Source organism: Actinoplanes sp. NPDC049598 (assembly GCF_040675435.1).
In the GTDB taxonomy this organism is placed as follows: Bacteria; Actinomycetota; Actinomycetes; order Mycobacteriales; family Micromonosporaceae; genus Actinoplanes.
In genome coordinates, this window is record NZ_JBFAOX010000027.1 from 86,069 (window position 1) to 103,684 (window position 17,616).

At 64.3% G+C, this 17,616-nt stretch carries 19 protein-coding genes; 11 read left to right on the forward strand and 8 right to left on the reverse strand.

Annotated features, from left to right (window positions below; genetic code table 11):
- Positions 1 to 24: 24 nt before the first annotated feature.
- Complete coding sequence (locus AB0J66_RS40435; protein WP_364672542.1) at positions 25 to 399, reverse strand: hypothetical protein; 375 nt, start codon at positions 397 to 399, stop codon at positions 25 to 27.
- Positions 400 to 405: 6 nt separating this feature from the next.
- Between AB0J66_RS40435 and AB0J66_RS40440 the strand changes: the two genes are divergently transcribed.
- The 4 genes from AB0J66_RS40440 (at position 406) to AB0J66_RS40455 (ending at position 3,080) form a co-directional block, all read left to right on the forward strand.
- On the forward strand, positions 406 to 951 hold the full coding sequence (locus tag AB0J66_RS40440) for a SigE family RNA polymerase sigma factor (RefSeq protein ID WP_364672544.1): 546 nt from the start codon (positions 406 to 408) through the stop codon (positions 949 to 951).
- Positions 948 to 1,685 carry a hypothetical protein gene (locus AB0J66_RS40445; RefSeq protein WP_364672545.1) on the forward strand — a complete coding sequence of 246 codons (738 nt, stop codon included), beginning with the start codon at positions 948 to 950 and terminating at the stop codon, positions 1,683 to 1,685. Before AB0J66_RS40440 ends, AB0J66_RS40445 begins: the two co-directional genes overlap by 4 nt.
- A gap of 42 nt (positions 1,686 to 1,727) precedes the next feature.
- Positions 1,728 to 2,354 carry a hypothetical protein gene (locus tag AB0J66_RS40450; protein ID WP_364672547.1) on the forward strand — a complete coding sequence of 209 codons (627 nt, stop codon included), beginning with the start codon at positions 1,728 to 1,730 and terminating at the stop codon, positions 2,352 to 2,354.
- A gap of 66 nt (positions 2,355 to 2,420) precedes the next feature.
- Positions 2,421 to 3,080: a prolyl oligopeptidase family serine peptidase gene (locus tag AB0J66_RS40455; RefSeq protein ID WP_364672548.1), complete on the forward strand. Its 660-nt coding sequence runs from the start codon at positions 2,421 to 2,423 to the stop codon at positions 3,078 to 3,080.
- Here AB0J66_RS40455 and AB0J66_RS40460 read toward each other — a convergent pair.
- Entirely contained in the window at positions 3,068 to 4,222 is a 1,155-nt protein-coding gene (locus AB0J66_RS40460; RefSeq protein ID WP_364672549.1) for a Gfo/Idh/MocA family oxidoreductase, read from the reverse strand. The genes AB0J66_RS40455 and AB0J66_RS40460 overlap by 13 nt on opposite strands.
- 521 nt (positions 4,223 to 4,743) lie before the next feature.
- Here AB0J66_RS40460 and AB0J66_RS40465 point away from each other — a divergent pair.
- The 4 genes from AB0J66_RS40465 (at position 4,744) to AB0J66_RS40480 (ending at position 9,396) form a co-directional block, all read left to right on the forward strand.
- Complete coding sequence (locus tag AB0J66_RS40465; protein ID WP_364672551.1) at positions 4,744 to 5,625, forward strand: helix-turn-helix transcriptional regulator; 882 nt, start codon at positions 4,744 to 4,746, stop codon at positions 5,623 to 5,625.
- Positions 5,622 to 5,810, forward strand: coding sequence for a DUF397 domain-containing protein (locus AB0J66_RS40470; RefSeq protein WP_364672553.1), 189 nt, complete (start codon positions 5,622 to 5,624; stop codon positions 5,808 to 5,810). Before AB0J66_RS40465 ends, AB0J66_RS40470 begins: the two co-directional genes overlap by 4 nt.
- 1,068 nt (positions 5,811 to 6,878) lie before the next feature.
- Positions 6,879 to 8,531 carry a methyltransferase gene (locus tag AB0J66_RS40475; protein WP_364672555.1) on the forward strand — a complete coding sequence of 551 codons (1,653 nt, stop codon included), beginning with the start codon at positions 6,879 to 6,881 and terminating at the stop codon, positions 8,529 to 8,531.
- A complete protein-coding gene (locus AB0J66_RS40480; RefSeq protein ID WP_364672556.1) occupies positions 8,500 to 9,396 on the forward strand; it encodes a XamI family restriction endonuclease in 897 nt (298 codons plus the stop codon). Before AB0J66_RS40475 ends, AB0J66_RS40480 begins: the two co-directional genes overlap by 32 nt.
- A 783-nt stretch (positions 9,397 to 10,179) precedes the next feature.
- Here the strand turns inward: AB0J66_RS40480 and AB0J66_RS40485 are convergent.
- Positions 10,180 to 11,457: a plasmid pRiA4b ORF-3 family protein gene (locus tag AB0J66_RS40485; RefSeq protein WP_364672558.1), complete on the reverse strand. Its 1,278-nt coding sequence runs from the start codon at positions 11,455 to 11,457 to the stop codon at positions 10,180 to 10,182.
- 140 nt (positions 11,458 to 11,597) lie between these two features.
- Positions 11,598 to 11,981 carry an NUDIX domain-containing protein gene (locus AB0J66_RS40490; protein ID WP_364672559.1) on the reverse strand — a complete coding sequence of 128 codons (384 nt, stop codon included), beginning with the start codon at positions 11,979 to 11,981 and terminating at the stop codon, positions 11,598 to 11,600.
- Positions 11,982 to 12,219: 238 nt separating this feature from the next.
- Between AB0J66_RS40490 and AB0J66_RS40495 the strand changes: the two genes are divergently transcribed.
- Together AB0J66_RS40495 and AB0J66_RS40500 are read left to right on the forward strand one after the other, a co-directional pair.
- Positions 12,220 to 13,320 carry a glycoside hydrolase family 19 protein gene (locus AB0J66_RS40495; protein WP_364672561.1) on the forward strand — a complete coding sequence of 367 codons (1,101 nt, stop codon included), beginning with the start codon at positions 12,220 to 12,222 and terminating at the stop codon, positions 13,318 to 13,320.
- Positions 13,321 to 13,416: 96 nt separating this feature from the next.
- The gene (locus AB0J66_RS40500) at positions 13,417 to 14,271 is read left to right on the forward strand and encodes an NAD(P)-dependent alcohol dehydrogenase (protein ID WP_364672562.1); all 855 of its coding nucleotides are present in this window, start codon (positions 13,417 to 13,419) and stop codon (positions 14,269 to 14,271) included.
- A 10-nt stretch (positions 14,272 to 14,281) separates the two neighbouring features.
- Here the strand turns inward: AB0J66_RS40500 and AB0J66_RS40505 are convergent, their stop codons facing one another.
- Positions 14,282 to 14,746, reverse strand: coding sequence for a hypothetical protein (locus tag AB0J66_RS40505; RefSeq protein WP_364672564.1), 465 nt, complete (start codon positions 14,744 to 14,746; stop codon positions 14,282 to 14,284).
- Positions 14,743 to 15,357: a hypothetical protein gene (locus AB0J66_RS40510; RefSeq protein ID WP_364672566.1), complete on the reverse strand. Its 615-nt coding sequence runs from the start codon at positions 15,355 to 15,357 to the stop codon at positions 14,743 to 14,745. Before AB0J66_RS40510 ends, AB0J66_RS40505 begins: the two co-directional genes overlap by 4 nt.
- A 132-nt stretch (positions 15,358 to 15,489) precedes the next feature.
- On the opposite strand from AB0J66_RS40510, the gene AB0J66_RS40515 reads away from it, so the two are divergent.
- Positions 15,490 to 15,804 (forward strand): hypothetical protein, encoded by a 315-nt coding sequence (locus AB0J66_RS40515; RefSeq protein ID WP_364672567.1) that lies wholly within the window; start codon positions 15,490 to 15,492, stop codon positions 15,802 to 15,804.
- A gap of 33 nt (positions 15,805 to 15,837) precedes the next feature.
- Here the strand turns inward: AB0J66_RS40515 and AB0J66_RS40520 are convergent, their stop codons facing one another.
- Both AB0J66_RS40520 and AB0J66_RS40525 read right to left on the reverse strand, forming a co-directional pair.
- Positions 15,838 to 16,638: an ABC transporter ATP-binding protein gene (locus AB0J66_RS40520; protein WP_364672569.1), complete on the reverse strand. Its 801-nt coding sequence runs from the start codon at positions 16,636 to 16,638 to the stop codon at positions 15,838 to 15,840.
- Positions 16,639 to 16,643: 5 nt separating this feature from the next.
- Complete coding sequence (locus tag AB0J66_RS40525; RefSeq protein ID WP_364672571.1) at positions 16,644 to 17,606, reverse strand: iron chelate uptake ABC transporter family permease subunit; 963 nt, start codon at positions 17,604 to 17,606, stop codon at positions 16,644 to 16,646.
- Positions 17,607 to 17,616: the final 10 nt, after the last annotated feature.

Here is a 17,616-nt window from a genome sequence, read left to right on the forward strand (position 1 = left end):
TCCGCGGCGCACCTGCACGCGGGCTCACGAGCCCGCTTCCAGGTAGACCTCCACGTCGTAGAGCAGGTGCACCGGTTCGCCGTTGGTCACGCCGACGAACACGGGCTCGCCGGCGGGCGTACGCCCAAGCCGGACGACCTCGGCCCGCGCTGCGTCCCGCGAAGCCCGGTCGACACGGCCGGCCCGGTGCAGCGCCAGCACCTTTTTCGCCGCACCCCGGTCACTTTCCACCTGGACCCGTACCGAAGGCATGTCTATCCCTAACGCCCGGAAGGTCCGCGCCGCAACCGAGTTTTCGCAGATCAACTGGGCTGGCGGCAGGGAGTTACCGTCATCGCCGGCACGTGATCCGGAGGCAACGATGAATTCATGCAACCTCGGCGCGACCGGGATCGTCATCGGGGTGTGAGACGAGACAGCGGCTCGGGCCTGACCGAGCGAGACGAGCAGTTCCACGATTTCGTGGTCGGCCGGCGGCCTCGCCTTCTCCACACGGCGACCCTGCTCACGGCGGGTGACACCCACCTGGCGGAGGATCTGGTCCAGGCGGCGCTGACCAAGCTGTACGTCGCTTGGCCGGCCTTCCAGCGCGCGGACAACCCCGACGCGTACGTCCGGCGGGTGTTGGTCAACACGCTGATCGACGAGCGTCGCCGGATCTGGCGGCGGCGGGAGAAGCCGGTGGCCGAGCTGCCCGACATGCCGGCCCTGGCGGAAAGCGGCGATGTCGGTGAGGCCGTGCAGCAAGCGCTGCGCGAGCTGCCACCGAAGATGCGGGCCGCGGTGGTGTTCCGCCATTTCTACGACCTCGGGGTCGCCGAGACCGCGGACGCCCTCAACTGCTCGGAGGGCAACGTCAAGAGCCAGACCGCCCGTGGGCTGGACCGTCTCCGGACTGCGCTCGCCGCGGCGCAGACCACCTTTCTCAGTAGTCAAGGAGCCACCCGATGAGCGACCTGCGCCATCACTTCGAAAGGATCGCGGGCCCCGTGCAGCCGACCCCCACCTCCGCCCAGACCGAAGCTGACCTCGCCCGCGGCCGCAGCGCCCTGCGCCGCCGCCGCACCGTCCAGACCATCGCCGGCTCCGCGTTCGGCGTGGCCGCCCTGGTGGCCGCGTTCGCCGTCGCCACCTCCGGCGGTCCCGGCGAGGCCGGTGCCCCGACGGCGGCGGAAAGCCCCGCCGTCGAGCGTTCCGCCGGCGCCCGGCCCGCGCCCGCTGTGGAGCTCGTCGCCTACAAGGGCGAGCAGCCCAAGGGTTTCACCGTCGACAAGGTGCCGGCCGGCTGGTTCATCCAGAACGACGACAACTACTCGCTGGTCTTCGCCCCCGACAAGGCCAAGAACCCGGGCCCGGACGTCAACCCGTCGGCCGACCCGCTCTACGACCCGAACAGTTTCATGGACAAGATCGTCGTGATGCTGGAGTCGAAGGATCAGAGCGGTCCCAGCCGTAAGGGCAAGACGGTCAAGGTGGGCGACCAGGAGGGCTTGCTGCTCAAGAGCCTCAACGGCGAGACCCCCGCCCCCGACAGCGACACCGGCTGGGAACTGTGGGTCAAGCAGCCCTCCGGCATCTACATGATCGTCCAGGTCTGGGAGGGCCTCGGCCTGAGCGAGTCCCAGATCGTCGAGCTCGGCGCCGGCGTCCACGTCCACGAGGGCGCCCAGCAGGGCGTCGGCTGATCGTCATCCGGCCGATTTGGCAGAGTTGGGTAGCCTCGGGGCATGTTTCCCGGGCCGGGTGAGCCGGCGGCCGGCCCGTGGCTGGCTGAGAGTGTGGAAACCGTCGCCGAAGCCCTTTTCGACGACGGTTTCTCACGCAGCGGCGGCCCCCGCATCATCGCCGTCGACGGCCGCGGCGGCTCCGGCAAGACCACTTTCGCGTCGACTTTGGCCGGCTTCATCGAGGGCGCCGAGATCGTCCACACGGACGACGTGGCCTGGTGGCATTCTCGCTTCGACTGGGCGGCCGCGATGATCGACGGCATTCTGGCCCCTTTGAAAGCCAAGCAGGACGTCCACTTCACCCCGCCGGGCTGGGCTGCTCACGGGCGTACAGGCGAGATCTTCGTCCCTGCCTCGGCCCCCGCAGTCATCATCGAGGGCGTGGGCGCCTCCCGGCGCGAGCTGGCCCGGTACCTCGACGTCGCCGTCTGGGTCCAGACCGACTTCGCCGCCGCCCGCGCCCAGGGCCTGGCCCGCGACCTGACCGAGAAGGGCCTGGTCTTGGCGGACGCCGAACGCGAGTGGGACGAGTGGATGGCCGAGGAGATCCCGTTCCTGCTGGCCGACCAGCCGTGGCGGCGGGCCGACCTTATCGTCCCGGGCTTCGGGGAGTTCCGCGTGGCCTAGCCTGGGGTTATGGTCCCGCATGTAGTGCTGCCACCCGCCGGCGGTCCTCGGCCGGAGGCTCCCGTTGTGGTCGGCTACCACCTGCTTGATGAGCCGAGCACGCCTGCGGCTTTCGCTGACGCTGTGCCGCTGGCGGGCCTCGACGCCTGGAAGATCTACCTGCGCCTGCCGGTGCCGTCCTTCAGCCAGGACGAACTGATGGCGGAACCCGTCTTGAGCGTCCACCAGCATGTGGTCCTGGGTGCGCTTGCCGAGTTCCCGTCGGCGCTTGCTTCTGTGCGCCGGTCTCATGGGCTGTTCGAGGACACCCCTCTTTGTCTGATGGGTGGCTCCATGGGAGGTGCGGCGGCCCAGCTCGTGATGGCGGAGAGCGGCTTCGCTTTCCATGCCGCTGTCCTGATCAACCCGGTGGTCCGCCTGCGCGACACGATCGATGGCCTGTCCGAGCACGCCTATGCGTGGACCGCGCCGTCTTCCGCCATTGCTTCTCGCCTTGACTTCGTCGCCCGGTCGCGCGACATTTCCGACATTCCGCTTCGCTTCATTACTGGTGCGGACGACATGCCCGACGCCATCGTGAAACCGGTGGGCTTCGCCGTCGATTCTTTGACGGCTCTTGGTGCCACTGTCGACTGGAAGGTCATCCCGGCGATGGCGCACGCCGTGACCTCTCCATCAGCTGTGGACGAGCTGGCCGTCGAGTGGTTCCGGCGCTACCTGTTCTGAAGCTTCACCCAGGCGTTTGTCTCGGCCGAGCGGGACATGGCGTCCAGCGCCTCCGCGCTCCGGATGGCGTCGGTCAAAGTCGCTCCGTACGCCTTGCCGTCAGCTATCGACCGTAGGAATCGCGCGGCCTCGATCACCTTGAGATCGTCGTACGCCATGGGGGTGCCGGCCCCTGGTTGGAAGGCCCCGAAGTCACCGTCGGGCGGCCCGACAAATCGTGTTTGGGCCGGCTCGTCCTGATAGTTGTCGCCGGCCGCGACACCCAGCTCGCCCATGCGCCGGAAATCCCAGTAGAGGGCGCCACGCGTGCCGTGGATCTCGAAGCCGTAGCTGTTCTGCTCACCCACCGCGACTCGGCTGCAGTCGAGCGTCACCCGCGCACCTGAGGTCATCCGCAGCAGGCTGCCGAAGTAGTCCTCGTTTTCTACTGGTCCGGGCGCGCCGCTGCCTCGCTCGTGCCCTGCCGTCGCCCCCACCGGTCTGGGCCGCTCCGGGATGAAGATGGCCGTGTCGGCTACGAGCTCGCGGATCTCGCCGAGCAGGTAGCGGATCAGATCGACGCCGTGCGCCCCGAGATCGCCGAGGACGCCGTTGCCTCCGCGGGCCCGCTCGAACCGCCAGCTCAATGCTCCATCGGGGTGAGCCGCGTAGTCGCTGAGAAACCGGAATCTCGCGTGCGTGACCGCCCCGATCGCGCCGTCGGCGATGAGCTCCTTGGCCCGCTCGACCGCTGGCGCATTCCGGTAGTTGAACCCGACCGAGACCTGGACGTCCCCGACGATCGCGCGCGCGTCGTCGGCACTGAGCCCGACCGGCTTCTCAATCCAGATGTGCTTCCCGGCTCGGGCGAACGCCGACCCGATCTCCCGGTGAAGGAAATTGGGCGCCGTGATGCTGACAGCGTCGATGCCAGGATCGTCGGCGAGCTCGCGCCAGTCTTCTGTAGACCGCTCGAAGCCGTACCGCTTGGCCGCAGCCTCGGCTCGTCCCGGCACGTCATCAGCCACCGAAACCAGCCTCACGGCCGGCGCATCAGCAAAGTGATGAGGCACCCGCACATACGCCTGCGTATGCACCCGCCCCATCCACCCGAAGCCAACAACAGCGACGCCGAGCGATCTCTCCATCACCTCCGGCAGCATAACTCTTTACCTCGCCGTCCATTCAGGCGTGTGCTCGCCGCTGTGGCTCCTCGCTTGCATGCAGTGCTCGCCATGAGGGAGCCCGGCGCCGCAGAAGAGGTAGGAGTGTGGAGCTTGCCCGCCTTCGGTGATGACCAGGCTGGAAGCAGTGTCAATCTCAGGAAAGACGCCGTGCATCAGACGCAGGAAGTGACGGGGAGCGCTCAGGACTCTCGACGTCCATCTTTAGGTGGAGGACATAGCTCACCGGACCACCATCCCTTGACCGACCTCCAGAGTCGCCTCCGTTAATGGATGAGCGTCGACTGCGCCGCATCCGCCACGTCTTAACCGGCGCTGGCCACCTCCGGCTGCCAGCGCCGCGGACCCCTGAGCTCCAGGTTCGGCGTTCAGATGCGGGACCCAGCACTTTGCCTCGTCGATCTTCAATATGCAACGTTGCATTTGCGACTGTGCATGCGTTAGCCCCATTTGGGTGCGCGCTGAGCTGCCAGGGAGACTGAGAAGATCGGAGAGGGAACATGGAGTTGCCGCGTCGACAGGCACCCACCGTGCGGTTGCGCCGGCTGGCCGCGGAGCTCCGCGCGCTTCGTCACGAGGCCGGGCTGACACCCAAAGCCGTACAGGAGCGGACGGAGATCAACCCGGCGACTCTGTACCGCGTAGAGACTGCCAAGGTCAGGCCCCAGCGCCGCACCCTCATCTCCCTACTGGAGGCCTACGGCGTCGCAAAGCCCAGGCAGGAGGAACTGCTAGAACTTCTCAAGCAGTCCGCGGAGCAGGGATGGGTGGCTGCCTTCGAGAACGAGCTGCCCGAGCTCTACCTGCACTACGTCAACTTCGAGGCCGACGCCCGCTCCCTGCGCAACTACGAGACCATCTTCGTCCCCGGCCTGCTCCAGACCCGCGACTACGCCCACGCCGCCATCACCCAGGCCGGCCTACCAATCGCCTCCGCCGAGGACATCACCCGCCGAGTCGACGTGCGAATCCAACGGCAGTCGCTGCTCGAAAAGGACTCGCCACTCCAGCTCTGGGCCATCCTTGACGAGTCCGCCCTGCGCCGCATGGTCGGCGGCCCCGCCGTGATGCGAGCGCAACTCGAGCACCTCCTGCAGGCCGGTGAGTCACCCAACATCGTCATCCAGGTGATCCCCTTCGACGCCGGCGCCCACGCCGGCATGCCAGGCAGCTTCGTCATCCTGGACTTCCCCGACCCCCAGGACCCCGACCTCGTCTACTCAGACAGCATGGCCGGCGACCTGTTCCTGGAAAGCGAAGCCGACATCCGCCGCTTCTCCGCCATCTTCGACCTCCTGCGAGCCGCCGCCTTGAGCCCCCAGGAGTCAGCGCGCATGATCACCCAACGCGCCCACACGTTGAAGAAGGGACCCACCTCATGAGCACCTGGAAGAAAAGCACCCGCTCCTCCCAGTCCGGCCAGTGCGTGGAGTGGTCAATCGACCACGAGCCGAACCTGATCTGCGTGCGCGACTCCAAAGACCCGGACGGCCCGATACTACGCTTTACCGCAACCGAGTGGACGGCCTTTTTGGCTGGCGTCCATCAAGGCGAGGCGGATCTCTAAGACCGGGCTGGCGAACGCTTAGGACACAGGCCTCTTGCAAATCGTCGAGCCCCTCGGCGAGTGCGAAGCGTTCGCGAGGCTATCGCAACGCATACATGAGCCCGTGCGTGATGCGTCCTCGTTGGTACACCCGGGCGGCACCGTCATCCTGCGCAACTAGTGCGGTGACGACCTGCGCTGGTGCGCCAGGGCAGGTTTCCGCGCTAACGCCGCCCTTGCAGCTAGCCTGACTCAAGTCGTTGACCCGATCCAACGCTTGGTGCCATTCTCTTAGGCGGCCGACCTTTGGTAGCCGGGGTTAGAGTGCTGCGCGCCCAGGTACATCTTGATCAGGAATTGGTTAGGTTTGTGTCGTTTAGGGCCATGCTAGTTGCTTATTAATAGCGCCATGTTCAGTAATTATGCGAGCGTTGAGCCGGGCGATTGCTGGCAACGCCAATACCGCGCACGACAGTCCGCAAGAAAGGCCATCGCCGCCAAGTAGACACAGCGTCTGGCCGATTAGATCCTATGAAGCGCAGCGAATTAGACAAGGAGATAACGAATTCAGTCGATGCAACTACGGCTGGGGCGGTTCGACAAACATGCTGACATCGTGCTATCGGTGCTTTCCTACTAGGTCTTTCTCTGCGTTTGATGGTGACGCTGAGCGACTGCAGCGGTAAGTCCGTCTAGGCCGTGTATGGCTACCGTTACAATGGTACCTAACGATGAGATGCCATCTAGGTAAGCAAGATGGTTAACATTACGACCACTGTCTGCAACGTCGGCCTTCCCTGGCAGTGTGCTGCAGTATGAGGATCTTTTTCTTGAGTTCGGCTTGACCTGCATGTGCCCATCCACTAGTGTCGACCGTATTGCGTCGACATGGAGGTAAGCTTGTGGAGCGGCAGCGACGACCGCATGGTGAATTGAAACATGCAATGCGGGAATACTTGGCCAGCCTTAGGGGTGAGTCGGCCAGCATTGCCGAAATCAAAGAGGGGATTTCTTCTAGTGTGGGCCGCGCGCCGGACTCCTCATATAGGAGCGCCCTTCAAGACGAACGATATTTCGAGCGTGTAAGTCGTGGAGTATTTAGGCTGCGAGACGGTGCAAAAAGTGGTGAATAGCGAATTTTCTCTAGTAAATTTAGCCGTTGCACTTGGTGCCTGCGATTTCGGTGGTCCTCTCTCTGCTTCTGAAGAGGGACTCGTGCGAGACGCTTCTGAGATGGGTGAAACACCCAGTTCTGGGCAAATCGATGATGTTCGCACTGAGGTCGCTGTTGGCGGCGATCCGCTAGGCCGGATTTTCTATTCGCTCCGAGATGCAGGGAGGAGGCGGAATGATGGCGCCGTCTACACGCCAGACCTTTTGGTGGCTCCAATGGTCGAATGGACATTAGGCCAAGAGCCAAGTCGGGTTGTCGATGTGGGTTCAGGGAGTGGGCGATTCTTAACGGCGATCGCGCGTGCTCGACCAGAAGTTACGCTAGTGGGCGTAGATCTTGATCCCTTGGCCACTCTTATGACGCGTGCCTCCCTGGCTGTCTTAGGAGCAAAGTGTTCTCAAGTTTTCCACAGCGACTATACTTTGTTTGACCTTCCAAGCGTCGAGGGCACTACTGCCTTTATCGGGAATCCGCCTTATGTTCGGCATCACCAGATTCCTGGTGAAACAAAAGCGTGGGCTCAGACGGCCTCGAAGCGGCTGGGCCACAAGATTTCTGGCCTTGCCGGCCTTCATGCATATTTCTTCCTGGCAACTGCATTATATGGACGTCCGGGTGATGTAGGTTCTTTTGTGACGTCTGCCGAGTGGCTGGATGTCAATTACGGCGCGATCGTCCGAACTTTATTGCTCGAAGACTTGGGCGGTGAGTCGGTCCATGTCGTCGAACCGCGGGTGCTCCCCTTTGAGGAAGCTCAGACGACGGCGGTGGTAACCAATTTTCGAATTGGCCAGCGGCCAGATATAGTCAAGATGCGGTCAGTCAGCTCACTGGCTGAGATGCGAAAGCTTGCCTCCGAAGGAATCGCTGTTTCCCGGCAGCGACTCATGGAAACGCCGAGGTGGTCTAGTCTACTTCGTTCGCCGGATGCAGTGCCCGAAGGAATGATTGAACTCGGAGAGCTATGTCGCGTTCATCGCGGAGCTGTGACCGGAGATAACTCTACCTGGGTGTTACGTCACAAGTCCGATTTGCCTGAGTCGGTTCTCTATGCGTCGGTGACCAAAGCGCGCGAACTCTTCGCAGCAGGAGATGTCCTGCGCGACGCTACCTCCCTCCGTAAAGTAATCGATATTCCGCAAGATTTGGATCTTTTTGAACGAGATGACCGCCAAAAGATCGAAAAATTTATTAAGGCGGCAAAACGCGCCGGCGTTGATAAGGGATACATCGCATCGCATCGCCGTGCTTGGTGGTCTGTGGGACTGAAGCACCCAGCGCCCATCCTTGCAACGTACATGGCAAGGCGGCCTCCAGCGTTTGTAATCAATGAGGTAGATGCCAGGCATATTAACATTGCTCACGGCCTATACCCAAGACAGGCGCTAGATGTTGTGACGTTGGGACGGTTGGCGGAGGCGTTACGAGCAGGTGTGACCGTAAGTCAGGGCCGCGTCTACGCCGGCGGGCTCACAAAATTTGAGCCCAAGGAGATGGAGCGACTTCTGGTGCCTGATTTGGATAGACTCAGCAGTCATGAGCCTCTCACCACCCCGCTGGACTCTTGACGAGTTCGTTCAAGGCGCCGACAGTGGTATCGAAGCCTTCCGTGCTGAGCGTCTGAACGAGGCGCGAGAAGACTACTCGAGCCACTTCAATGAAGCGCAGGCCTCCATTGAGGATTTGCTGGAATTGACTATTGATTTGACTCGGCTTCGCGAGAATGCGAATGTGGCGATCGCACAATATTACGGTACGGTTCGATATTTGACTGCACCCCCTATCTCGCACGATGATTTACAGACTTTGTCGGGAATTCCAGCCAAATCTCAGTTGACTGCTGAAGGTGTTGCGAAAACGATTGAGATGATTATTCTTCTCATCGATCGTAAACGCTTTCCGTGGTTGCTCGACGGCGGCCAGCCGTCCGAAGTTCAGAAGAGGGCAGCAATCGTAGCGACCGCTACACAAATTGCCTCAAGCAGGGTTCAGACTGCCCGTCGCAATGAGGCGAAAGAGGCGCAGGAAGCGTTGGTTAAGCAGGCTTTGATGGATGCCGGCTTTAGGGAGACTGAACCCAGAGTAATCAATACCTCTCGATCGTTTCCTTCTCCTGGGACTTTTTGCGGCGAAAGCATGCTGGGTACCCGAAAGGCCGACATTGTTGTTGGCCTTTGGGATGAGCGTGCCTTAGCTATTGAATGTAAGGTGAGCAATTCAAGCGTCAACTCTGTCAAGCGAGTGAAAAATGATGCCGGCTCTAAGGCTGTGAAGTGGCTGCAAGAGTTCGGAACGCAGTTGATTGTGCCAGCGGCGGTAATCGCGGGAGTTTATCATCCGCCGAATCTGCTTGCCGCACAGTATGACGGTCTTACGATATGGTGGTCACATGACATCGACCAAATGATCGATTGGATCGGACGCACAAGGTAGTAAAGCACGGCGTGTTTGGGGGCGCGCTTGAAGGTTTCGCATTCCCTGTAGCCGAGTTGGCTCAGCCGGCGTCTCCGCAACGGTGCAGTCTAGTTTCGCTACATGTGGATCAGATACCGACGAGCTTAGGCGTGGAGCAATTCGTATCCATGCCTAAGCTCGCGTGTGCGGGCCTCATCTGGATCCCTCCCGGCCGCCTTCGAAGCGGTGTGACCGATCGGTGGCGGCGCGCTACCGCTAAAGGTTCTGAGGTCGCCGAGCGGAATCCGCTCGTCCCGCTCCGCCTCGCTCGTCGGTCCCGCCGACCGGGGAAAGCACAGGCCGTGGTGCACCTCCGTGCCCTCTACGCATGAGAGTCTGAGCCGACCTCGGTTACCCGATACTTTTCACGCTGCTTCGGCGTTCGTTTTGTGGCGGAGTGATCGCCATCGAGAACCGCCCGGGATCCGGGACGAGGGCGAAGGAGCTGCGGGACGTTGGGCGGCGGAGGTGAATCCTTCTCAGGGTCGCTGCATCGGCCGAGTACGCCGTTGTGGAGCACTTGAGGGTGCGTTGCTGCCTCGTGTCTCGGCGCACAGGCAGCTGCCTAATGTAAGCTCGATGACTGGCTAATAAATGATGCCGCCGTGCGCCACTTTGGTCACCGCGGTTGTCGGAACTGCTCGTTCACCCGATCGACGTCGAAGTGACCCGGCCGGAACTTGTTCGCGTCGGTCAGGCAGAGCCACTCTAACCGTTCTTGGTGCTCCGGGTGCTTGGGTCGGCGAGGATCTCGATCAGATCCTAGTAGCCCCAGACGCCACCGCAGTCATCGGGTGGGGCGGCGCGCCGGCCGCCGGTGCACAGCGGGTACGCAACGGTCGGGTCGGCCGGTGTTGTTTTCTCGACCAGGATCTCGTGTTCCCAGTTGTCGCCGAAGTCGTACGTGTACTGGATCTTGTCCTTCGGCGCGGGCGCGACCTGCTCCAGCGTCACCGGGCCGTCCGAGCGGTGCCCCAACTCGCGGTCGGCTTGACCGAAGACGCCGTACGTCGTGTCGAAGACGTGCAGGTGGCTGTCGTCCCAGCCGAACGCGGCCTGAATCGCGAGGTGGAGCCGGTTCAGGGTGATGTCGCCGGGCACCAGCAGCCGGCGCCAGATCGGCGGATTGGCACCGCGCAGGCTGACCTTAATCTGGTAGGCCGGGGCCGGCCCGTCCGACTTCTTCCGTTTGGCCGGCAGTTTCGCCGACTGTGGTCGGCGCTGGGCGGGCAGATCTAGAAGCAAGGGCTCGTCGGTGTGGGAAGACGCGACCGCGCCCCGAGGTTGCCGAGCCGGCGGCAGCGTAGCCAGTCGGCTGCGGGTCAGCGCTGCCAGTACGACGTACCCGGGCCCGTCCTCCTCGGCCAGTTCGAGATCCTCTGGATCCTCCGCGTCATGGTCGGCGCGAACCTCGAGCGCCTGCTCGACCCGCCAGCGGAACTCCGGCGCGCCCAACTTCTTGGTCTTGATCGTCACCCCGTCGCCCCGCGCGGTCTGATGGATTCCGGCAACCAGGGTCGGAAGTTCGTCCTCCCCGAGCAGATAGATCTGTTCGGCGGCGCCGCAATTCTCGTGATCGACTACCACTGCCAGCGCGTGCCCGCGGCCTGCCCGCTCGAAGACTCCGATCAAGACCGACATCGTGTACTCGGCGTCATGCATCCGGGTGAACGGCCCAGCAGTCAAGGGCTCCACCAGGTCACCCGCCCAGGCCGGTGCCGCCACGCCGGCAGCGACCAGTCGCTCGGCCGCAGCCCGGGCGGATGCTGCGAATGAGCCGTCGCCCACCGCGCTGATCGCCTGAAGAAGGTTCAGCGCCGCACGGGTACCGCGGGCCTCGACAGCCGGAACGAGATCGCGTGCGAGGGCCGACGTGGCCTCCTCCCCGGCCGGCTCGACCAGTGCCACGACAAGCGCACCGGCCAGTTCCGCGTCCAGCGGATCATCGGTCTCCGCCAGCGCGCTGGCGTCATCGACGAAGGCCGCCAGCATTTGCTGCGGATCCGCCGCGCTGTCGCGCGCATGATTTTCGCCGGACACACCAGTGAGATGGGCACCCTGCGTGGAACGGGCGGCCTTACGGTTCCGAGGACGTCGGCTCATCGCGACAGTGTGCACCGATGACCCGTACCCGCAGCGTCACCGCGCATCGGCCCATCCCGACGGGTGACGCCGAACGCTCAAGCGCTTAGCAGGTCGAGGAATTCGTCCTGGTGACCCCAGCTGGATCGAAGCAGCGGCCCAGCCTCATGAAGAGCGACAAAACGACAGTTGACCTCAAGCCCGGTGTCCCAGACGCCGTCATCGCCGACCATGATGTGCGTCCAGGCGTCGCGGGTCTCGGCAGCGTCAAGGTGAAAACTAACGCTGATGTACGGCTGCCCGGTGTCATGCGTGCCCTCTTGAACGCCGAGCACTCCGCGAAATTCGAGCGACCCGGCGACGCCCGTCTCCTCGACGGCCTCGCGAACAGCCGCAATGTCGATGCGCTCACCGACTTCGACTCCACCACCAGGAATGTGGGTGCCGGCGTCGGGATGCAGGGCGTAGTCGAACACGAGCACCTGAAGACCTGACGCAGTCGTTCGAGTGACATAAGACGTGGCACGGATGCGGGCACTGGAGCTCATACGGTTGCCAACGTCGACCGGCTCGCACTGGTTCCTCGGTGGAAGGCACTTCGGGCAATCTTTGAGGTTTGTTTACAGATGGCTTGACTTCCACGGGCGGGATCTAGTTGAGTCGATGTACCAACTCATCCCCCTCGCGCCAGTACGTTCCCCGACGTACGGAAGGTTTGCCATGCCCAGAAAACGGCTTCTGTCCATCGTGGCCGCGGTCGGCGTTGCGCTGGCCGGTGCGGCCGCCGCGGTGATCCCCATGACGGCTTCCAATGCGGCCGAGGCGTGCGTCGCCGCGTACAGCAGCTCCGCGGTTTACACCGGCAATCAGCGGGCCTCCTACAACGGGCACAACTGGACCGCCAAGTGGTGGACCCAGGGCGAGGCGCCGAGCACCGGCGGCTCCGGCGTGTGGGCCGACAACGGCGCCTGCGGTGGGGGCACGACCACGCCGCCCCCGGCCACCGGCAACTGCAACTACCCGAGCTGGGTCGCGGGCCAGTACTACGCGGCCGGCGCGATCGTGAAGTACACCAACGGCCAGTACTACAAGGCCTCGCACGAGAACCCGGGCTACGACCCGGTCATCAGCACCTGGTACTGGTCGCCCTTCAGCTGCACGGGTGGGGGCACGACCACCCCGCCGCCCTCGACCGGTAACGGGTCGTTCCCGGTCAGCGAGGCCCAGTTCAACCAGATGTTCCCGAACCGGATCAGCTTCTACTCGTACGCCGGCCTGATCGACGCCATCAAGAAGTTCCCGGCGTTCACCACCACCGGCAGTGACACGGTCAAGAAGCAGGAGGCCGCGGCCTTCCTCGCCAACGTCAACCACGAGTCCGGCGGTCTCGTCTACGTCGAGGAGATCAACCAGGCCAACTGGCCGCTTTACTGCGACCGCAACCAGCCGTACGGATGTCCGGCCGGCCAGAGCGCGTACCACGGCCGTGGTCCTATCCAGCTCAGCTGGAACTTCAATTACAAGGCGGCCGGCGATGCGCTCGGCATCGACCTTCTGAACAACCCGGACCGCGTGAAGAACGAGTCGTCCGTGGCCTACCAGACGGCCATCTGGTACTGGATGACCCAGCGCGGTCCGGGTTCCATGACCCCCCACGACGCCATGGTCAACAGCCGCGGCTTCGGCGAGACCATCCGCTCCATCAACGGTTCCCTGGAGTGCAACGGCGGCAACCCCGCCCAGGTCCAGAGCCGTGTTGACGCCTACAACCGCTTCGCCGCCATCCTCGGCGTGACGCCGGGCGCCAACCTCTACTGCTGAACTGGGGGACGATGAAGGGGCGCGGCCGTGATGGCCGCGCCCCTTCGGGTTCAAGGCGGGGTTGACAGCCGCCCCGCGACCCGATCCGATGGCCGCGTGAAAGCCGTCACCTACACCCGTTACGGCGGGCCGGACGTGCTGCACCTGGCGGACGTGCCCGCGCCGGCCCCGGGCGATCGGGCAGTCCTGATCAGGGTCCGGGCGGCCGAGGCGACCAAGTCCGACTGTGAGCTCCGGAGCTTCCGGCTCTCGGTGAAGTGGACCTGGCTTCCGCTACGAATCGCGGTCGGAGTCTTGCGGCCGAGACGTCACATCCTGGGCATGTACTTCGCCGGCGAGGTGGTGTCGCCCAAGCCCCGCAACATGACGTACGCCGAGGCCGCCGCTGTCCCACTGGGCGGCCTCAACGCCCTGCACTTCATGCGGCGCGCGGCGATCAAACCGGGTGAGCAGGTCCTGATCAACGGAGCCGGCGGCAGCATCGGCGCCCACGCGGTCCAACTCGCCCACAAGATGGGCGCGCAGGTCACTGCCGTCGACCACAGGACCAAAGAGGACCTCGTACGCCGCCTCGGCGCCGACGACTTCGTGGACTACACCACCGCCGACGTGACGACCACGGCCCAGCGGTTCGACGTCATCTTCGACATGGTCGCCGGAAGCCCGTATCGCCGCCTAATCGGCATGCTCCAACCGGGCGGACGTTATCTCCACGGCAACCCGCGCCTGTCGGTGCTGCTCCGCTCGGTGCTGACAAAGAATGTCACCGTCGCCTTCGCCCCGGAAACGAGCGAGGCCCTGGCAACCCTCACGGAGATGACCGAGGCGGGCGAGATCCAGCCGATCGTCGACCGCGTCTACCCGATGGCCGAGGCGGCCGACGCCCACCGCCGAGTCGAGACCGAGCAGCGCCTGGGAGCAGTCGTGATCACCCTCGACCACCAGGGCTGACGCACAGCTATTACCCCTGGCGCCAGGCTTGGGCCCAGTCGGGCGGGGGGATGACGGGGAGGTCCGGCTCGCCGGCGATCGGTTCGAGGGCGTGTACGACGGTGAGTTCGTCATTGTCGGGCTCGGTCAGCACGCGTCCATAGCTTCCGTCCGCGGCGACCAGGAACCAGTAGTCCGGGGCGACGCTTCCGTCGTCCACTAGCGCCCGGCTCCTGGCGACGCGGCAGATTGCTTGGGCGAGTTCGAGTTCGCTGGCCTTGGTGAGCTCTTCGAGCTTGTCGCCGGCGCTGAGTTCATGACCGAACGGTCCGCCGACCGGCGTGATCAGCGCGACCGGGTCGGGTCCGGTGTAGTCGTTGAGCTCCTCGTATGGTCCCGCGTAGATCAGTTCCAGGGGCACGTTGTAGACGGCGTGCAGGGCCTGCCTCAACGCTTCGGCCGAGGTTCGCCTGTCGAAGTAGATGCCGTACGTCATGCCTCGCCCCTGTAGCTCTTGTGGTGGCGGAAAACCTCGAGTGCGGATCGCCAGTCGGCGTCGCCGATGGCGGGGTCACGCCGCAACGCTTCCGAAGCCGAGCGCACATCGCCGTCCGAGCCGATGAGCTGCTTGAGGACCTTATATGCGGACCGCGTCAGGTTCACGAAACCGGGACCCGCAACCGGTATGACAGTGCCCGTGTCCTCGACCGCATAGGTGCGGCCGTTGATCTCATATCGGTTGGTCCTGGGTTCCCAGGTGCCTCGGCCGGCCGCGATCTCCGCGAGGTCGCCTTCTACGTCGGTTCCGGGCAGCACGACAGTGTTCTTACCCTTCGCCGGATTCTTGGGCCGGATGCTGTTGAGGTTGTGCCGATTGTTGGCCGGCTTCAACGGAATCTTGGCGGCCGGCCCTTTGACCGGTTGTGAGCTCCGCGAAGTCGAACCGCTCGGCCTTCCCAAGGCGGCGACCTTGGCAGCTGCGTCTTGCGCCGCAGCCATATTGCCGTGGTCGTCCGCGCCGCCTGTGGCGGTGCGCCGACGTGGTGGGTCTTTGCCGCCGTCATCTCCACCACCTGCCGAGGGCTTCGGCGGGTTGGAACGAGTCATGCTGGCCCTCCACCGGTCGTTGGAGGATGCCGATCGTATCGATAGCTGTCGCGCGACGAAGGGCCGTGGCCGTGATGATCGCCCCCCTCTTTGTCCCGCAGGCCAACGCTGACATGCTCAGCATCTGGGAGAGTGGAGCTGGCGATGGATGCTTCGATCGGTATCTGGGCGCTCGGGGACTGCAGCGCAGACGTCGTGGTCTACCGATGGAAGATCGGCCAGCGGTCCGGCTTCATCGCATTCGAGGTGCCGAGCCAGAGGATCCGACCGTCGGACGAGAGCGGGCGCCCACTCGGGGATCTGCAGTTCGATGCGGCCGTCGGCGAACCGGAGGGGTCGGCCGACGGTGTCGATATTCCGTTGTTCATCGAGGTGGTCGTTGCGCTCATGCGCGTCTACCGGCGCGCGGGAGCCGCGCCGGCGACTGCGCACGCGTATTACTTCTGACGCGAGCCAGGGCGCAATCGGCGCACAGTCACATCAGGAAGTCCGACGGCGGCCGATCGGGACGATCATCGGGGTGTTGGAAACGGGGTCGGGGACCACGCGGCAGCGGATCCCGAAGACGTCGGTAACAACCTCCTCAGTCAGGACCTCGGTGGGCGCGCCGGCCGTCACCACAGCTCCGTCCTTCATGACGACCAGGTGGTCGGCGTAGCGGCAGGCCAGGTTCAGCTCGTGCAACACGATCACGATCGTCGTGCCGTCGGACTCGTTCAGGTCGGTCAGGACGTCCAGGACCTCTACCTGGTGGCTTATGTCCAGGTAGGTGGTGGGTTCGTCCAGGAGGAGTACGCCCGTGCGCTGGGCCAAGGCCATGGCGATCCACACCCGCTGGCGCTGGCCACCCGACAGCTCGTCGACGGAGCGAGCCGCAAGCGAAAGCGTGCCCGTGGCCTCCAGCGCGGCGGTCACCGCGTCGTCGTCCTTGCTGCTCCACCGCCGGAACCACCCCTGATGCACGTGCCGACCCCGGCTGACCAGGTCAGTCACCGTGATCCCGTCGGGCGCGATCGGCCCCTGCGGCAGGATCCCCAGCCGTAGAGCCACCTCGCGGCTCGGAGTCTCCTGGATCGACTTGCCGTCCAGCAGAACCGAGCCCGACGACGGCGGCAGCAACCGGGCCAGCCCGCGCAGAAACGTCGACTTCCCGCACGCGTTCGGCCCGATGATGATGGTGACCTTGCCCGTCGGAATGGGCAGCGTCAGGTCGTGGACAACCGCGCGTTCCCCATAACCCAGGGACAACGACGAGGCGGCGAGAGTGGATGGGGCCTGCAAAGCGGTCAGCCTCCTCGGCCGGTGCGGTTCGACGTGGCCAGCAGCCACAAGAGGTACGGGGCGCCGATCACGCCCGTGACAACGCCGACGGGATAGACGCGGGACCCGAGCAGATGCGATCCCACAAAGTCGGCCACCAATACCAGCAGCGCGCCCACCAAGCCGGCCTGCAACAACACCGGACGACCACCACCAACCAGCCGTACGGCGATGGGGCCGGACATGAACGCCACGAACGCAATGGGCCCAGCCGCCGCGGTCGCCATTCCCGCAAGACAGACGCCCGTGAGCAACAGCCCCAGGCGGCATGCTTCAACGCGTACGCCAAAAGCGCGAGCCAAGTCGTCACCGAGCTGCATGCCGGACAAAGCGCGACCCAACAGCAAAGCCGCCGGCAATAAAATCAAGAGCGATAGAGCCAAGGGCACGATCTGCGACCACGTACGCCCGTTGACGCTGCCCGTGAGCCAGATGAGCGCCTCAGCCGCGACCTTCACGTCCGACCGGGTCAAAATGAACGAAGTGACGCTGGTCAGTGCCGTCCCGACCCCGATCCCGACCAGGATGAGGCGATAGCCGCCGACCCCGTTGCGCCACGACAGCACATAGATCGCCATCGCGGTGATCAATGCCCCGGCCAACCCGATGACCGAGACCACCGCGCCCGAGAAGCCGCCCACCATGACCGCCAGGACGGCCGCGGTGGTGGCCCCCTGAGCCACACCGATGACGTCCGGGCTGGCCAGCGGGTTGCGCAGCAGCTGCTGGAAGATCGCCCCGGCCAGGCCGAAGGCCAGCCCGGCCAGCGTCGCGACCGAGGCCCGGGGTAGCCGCAGCGAATGCATGATGTAGTCCACGCCGGCCGGAGTGGGTTGCCCCAGCAGCGAGCGGACCACGTCCGGCAGCGAGATCTGGAATTCGCCGTAGGAGAGCGTCAGCGCGAACATCGCGATCACGGCGACCAGCAAGACGAGAGAA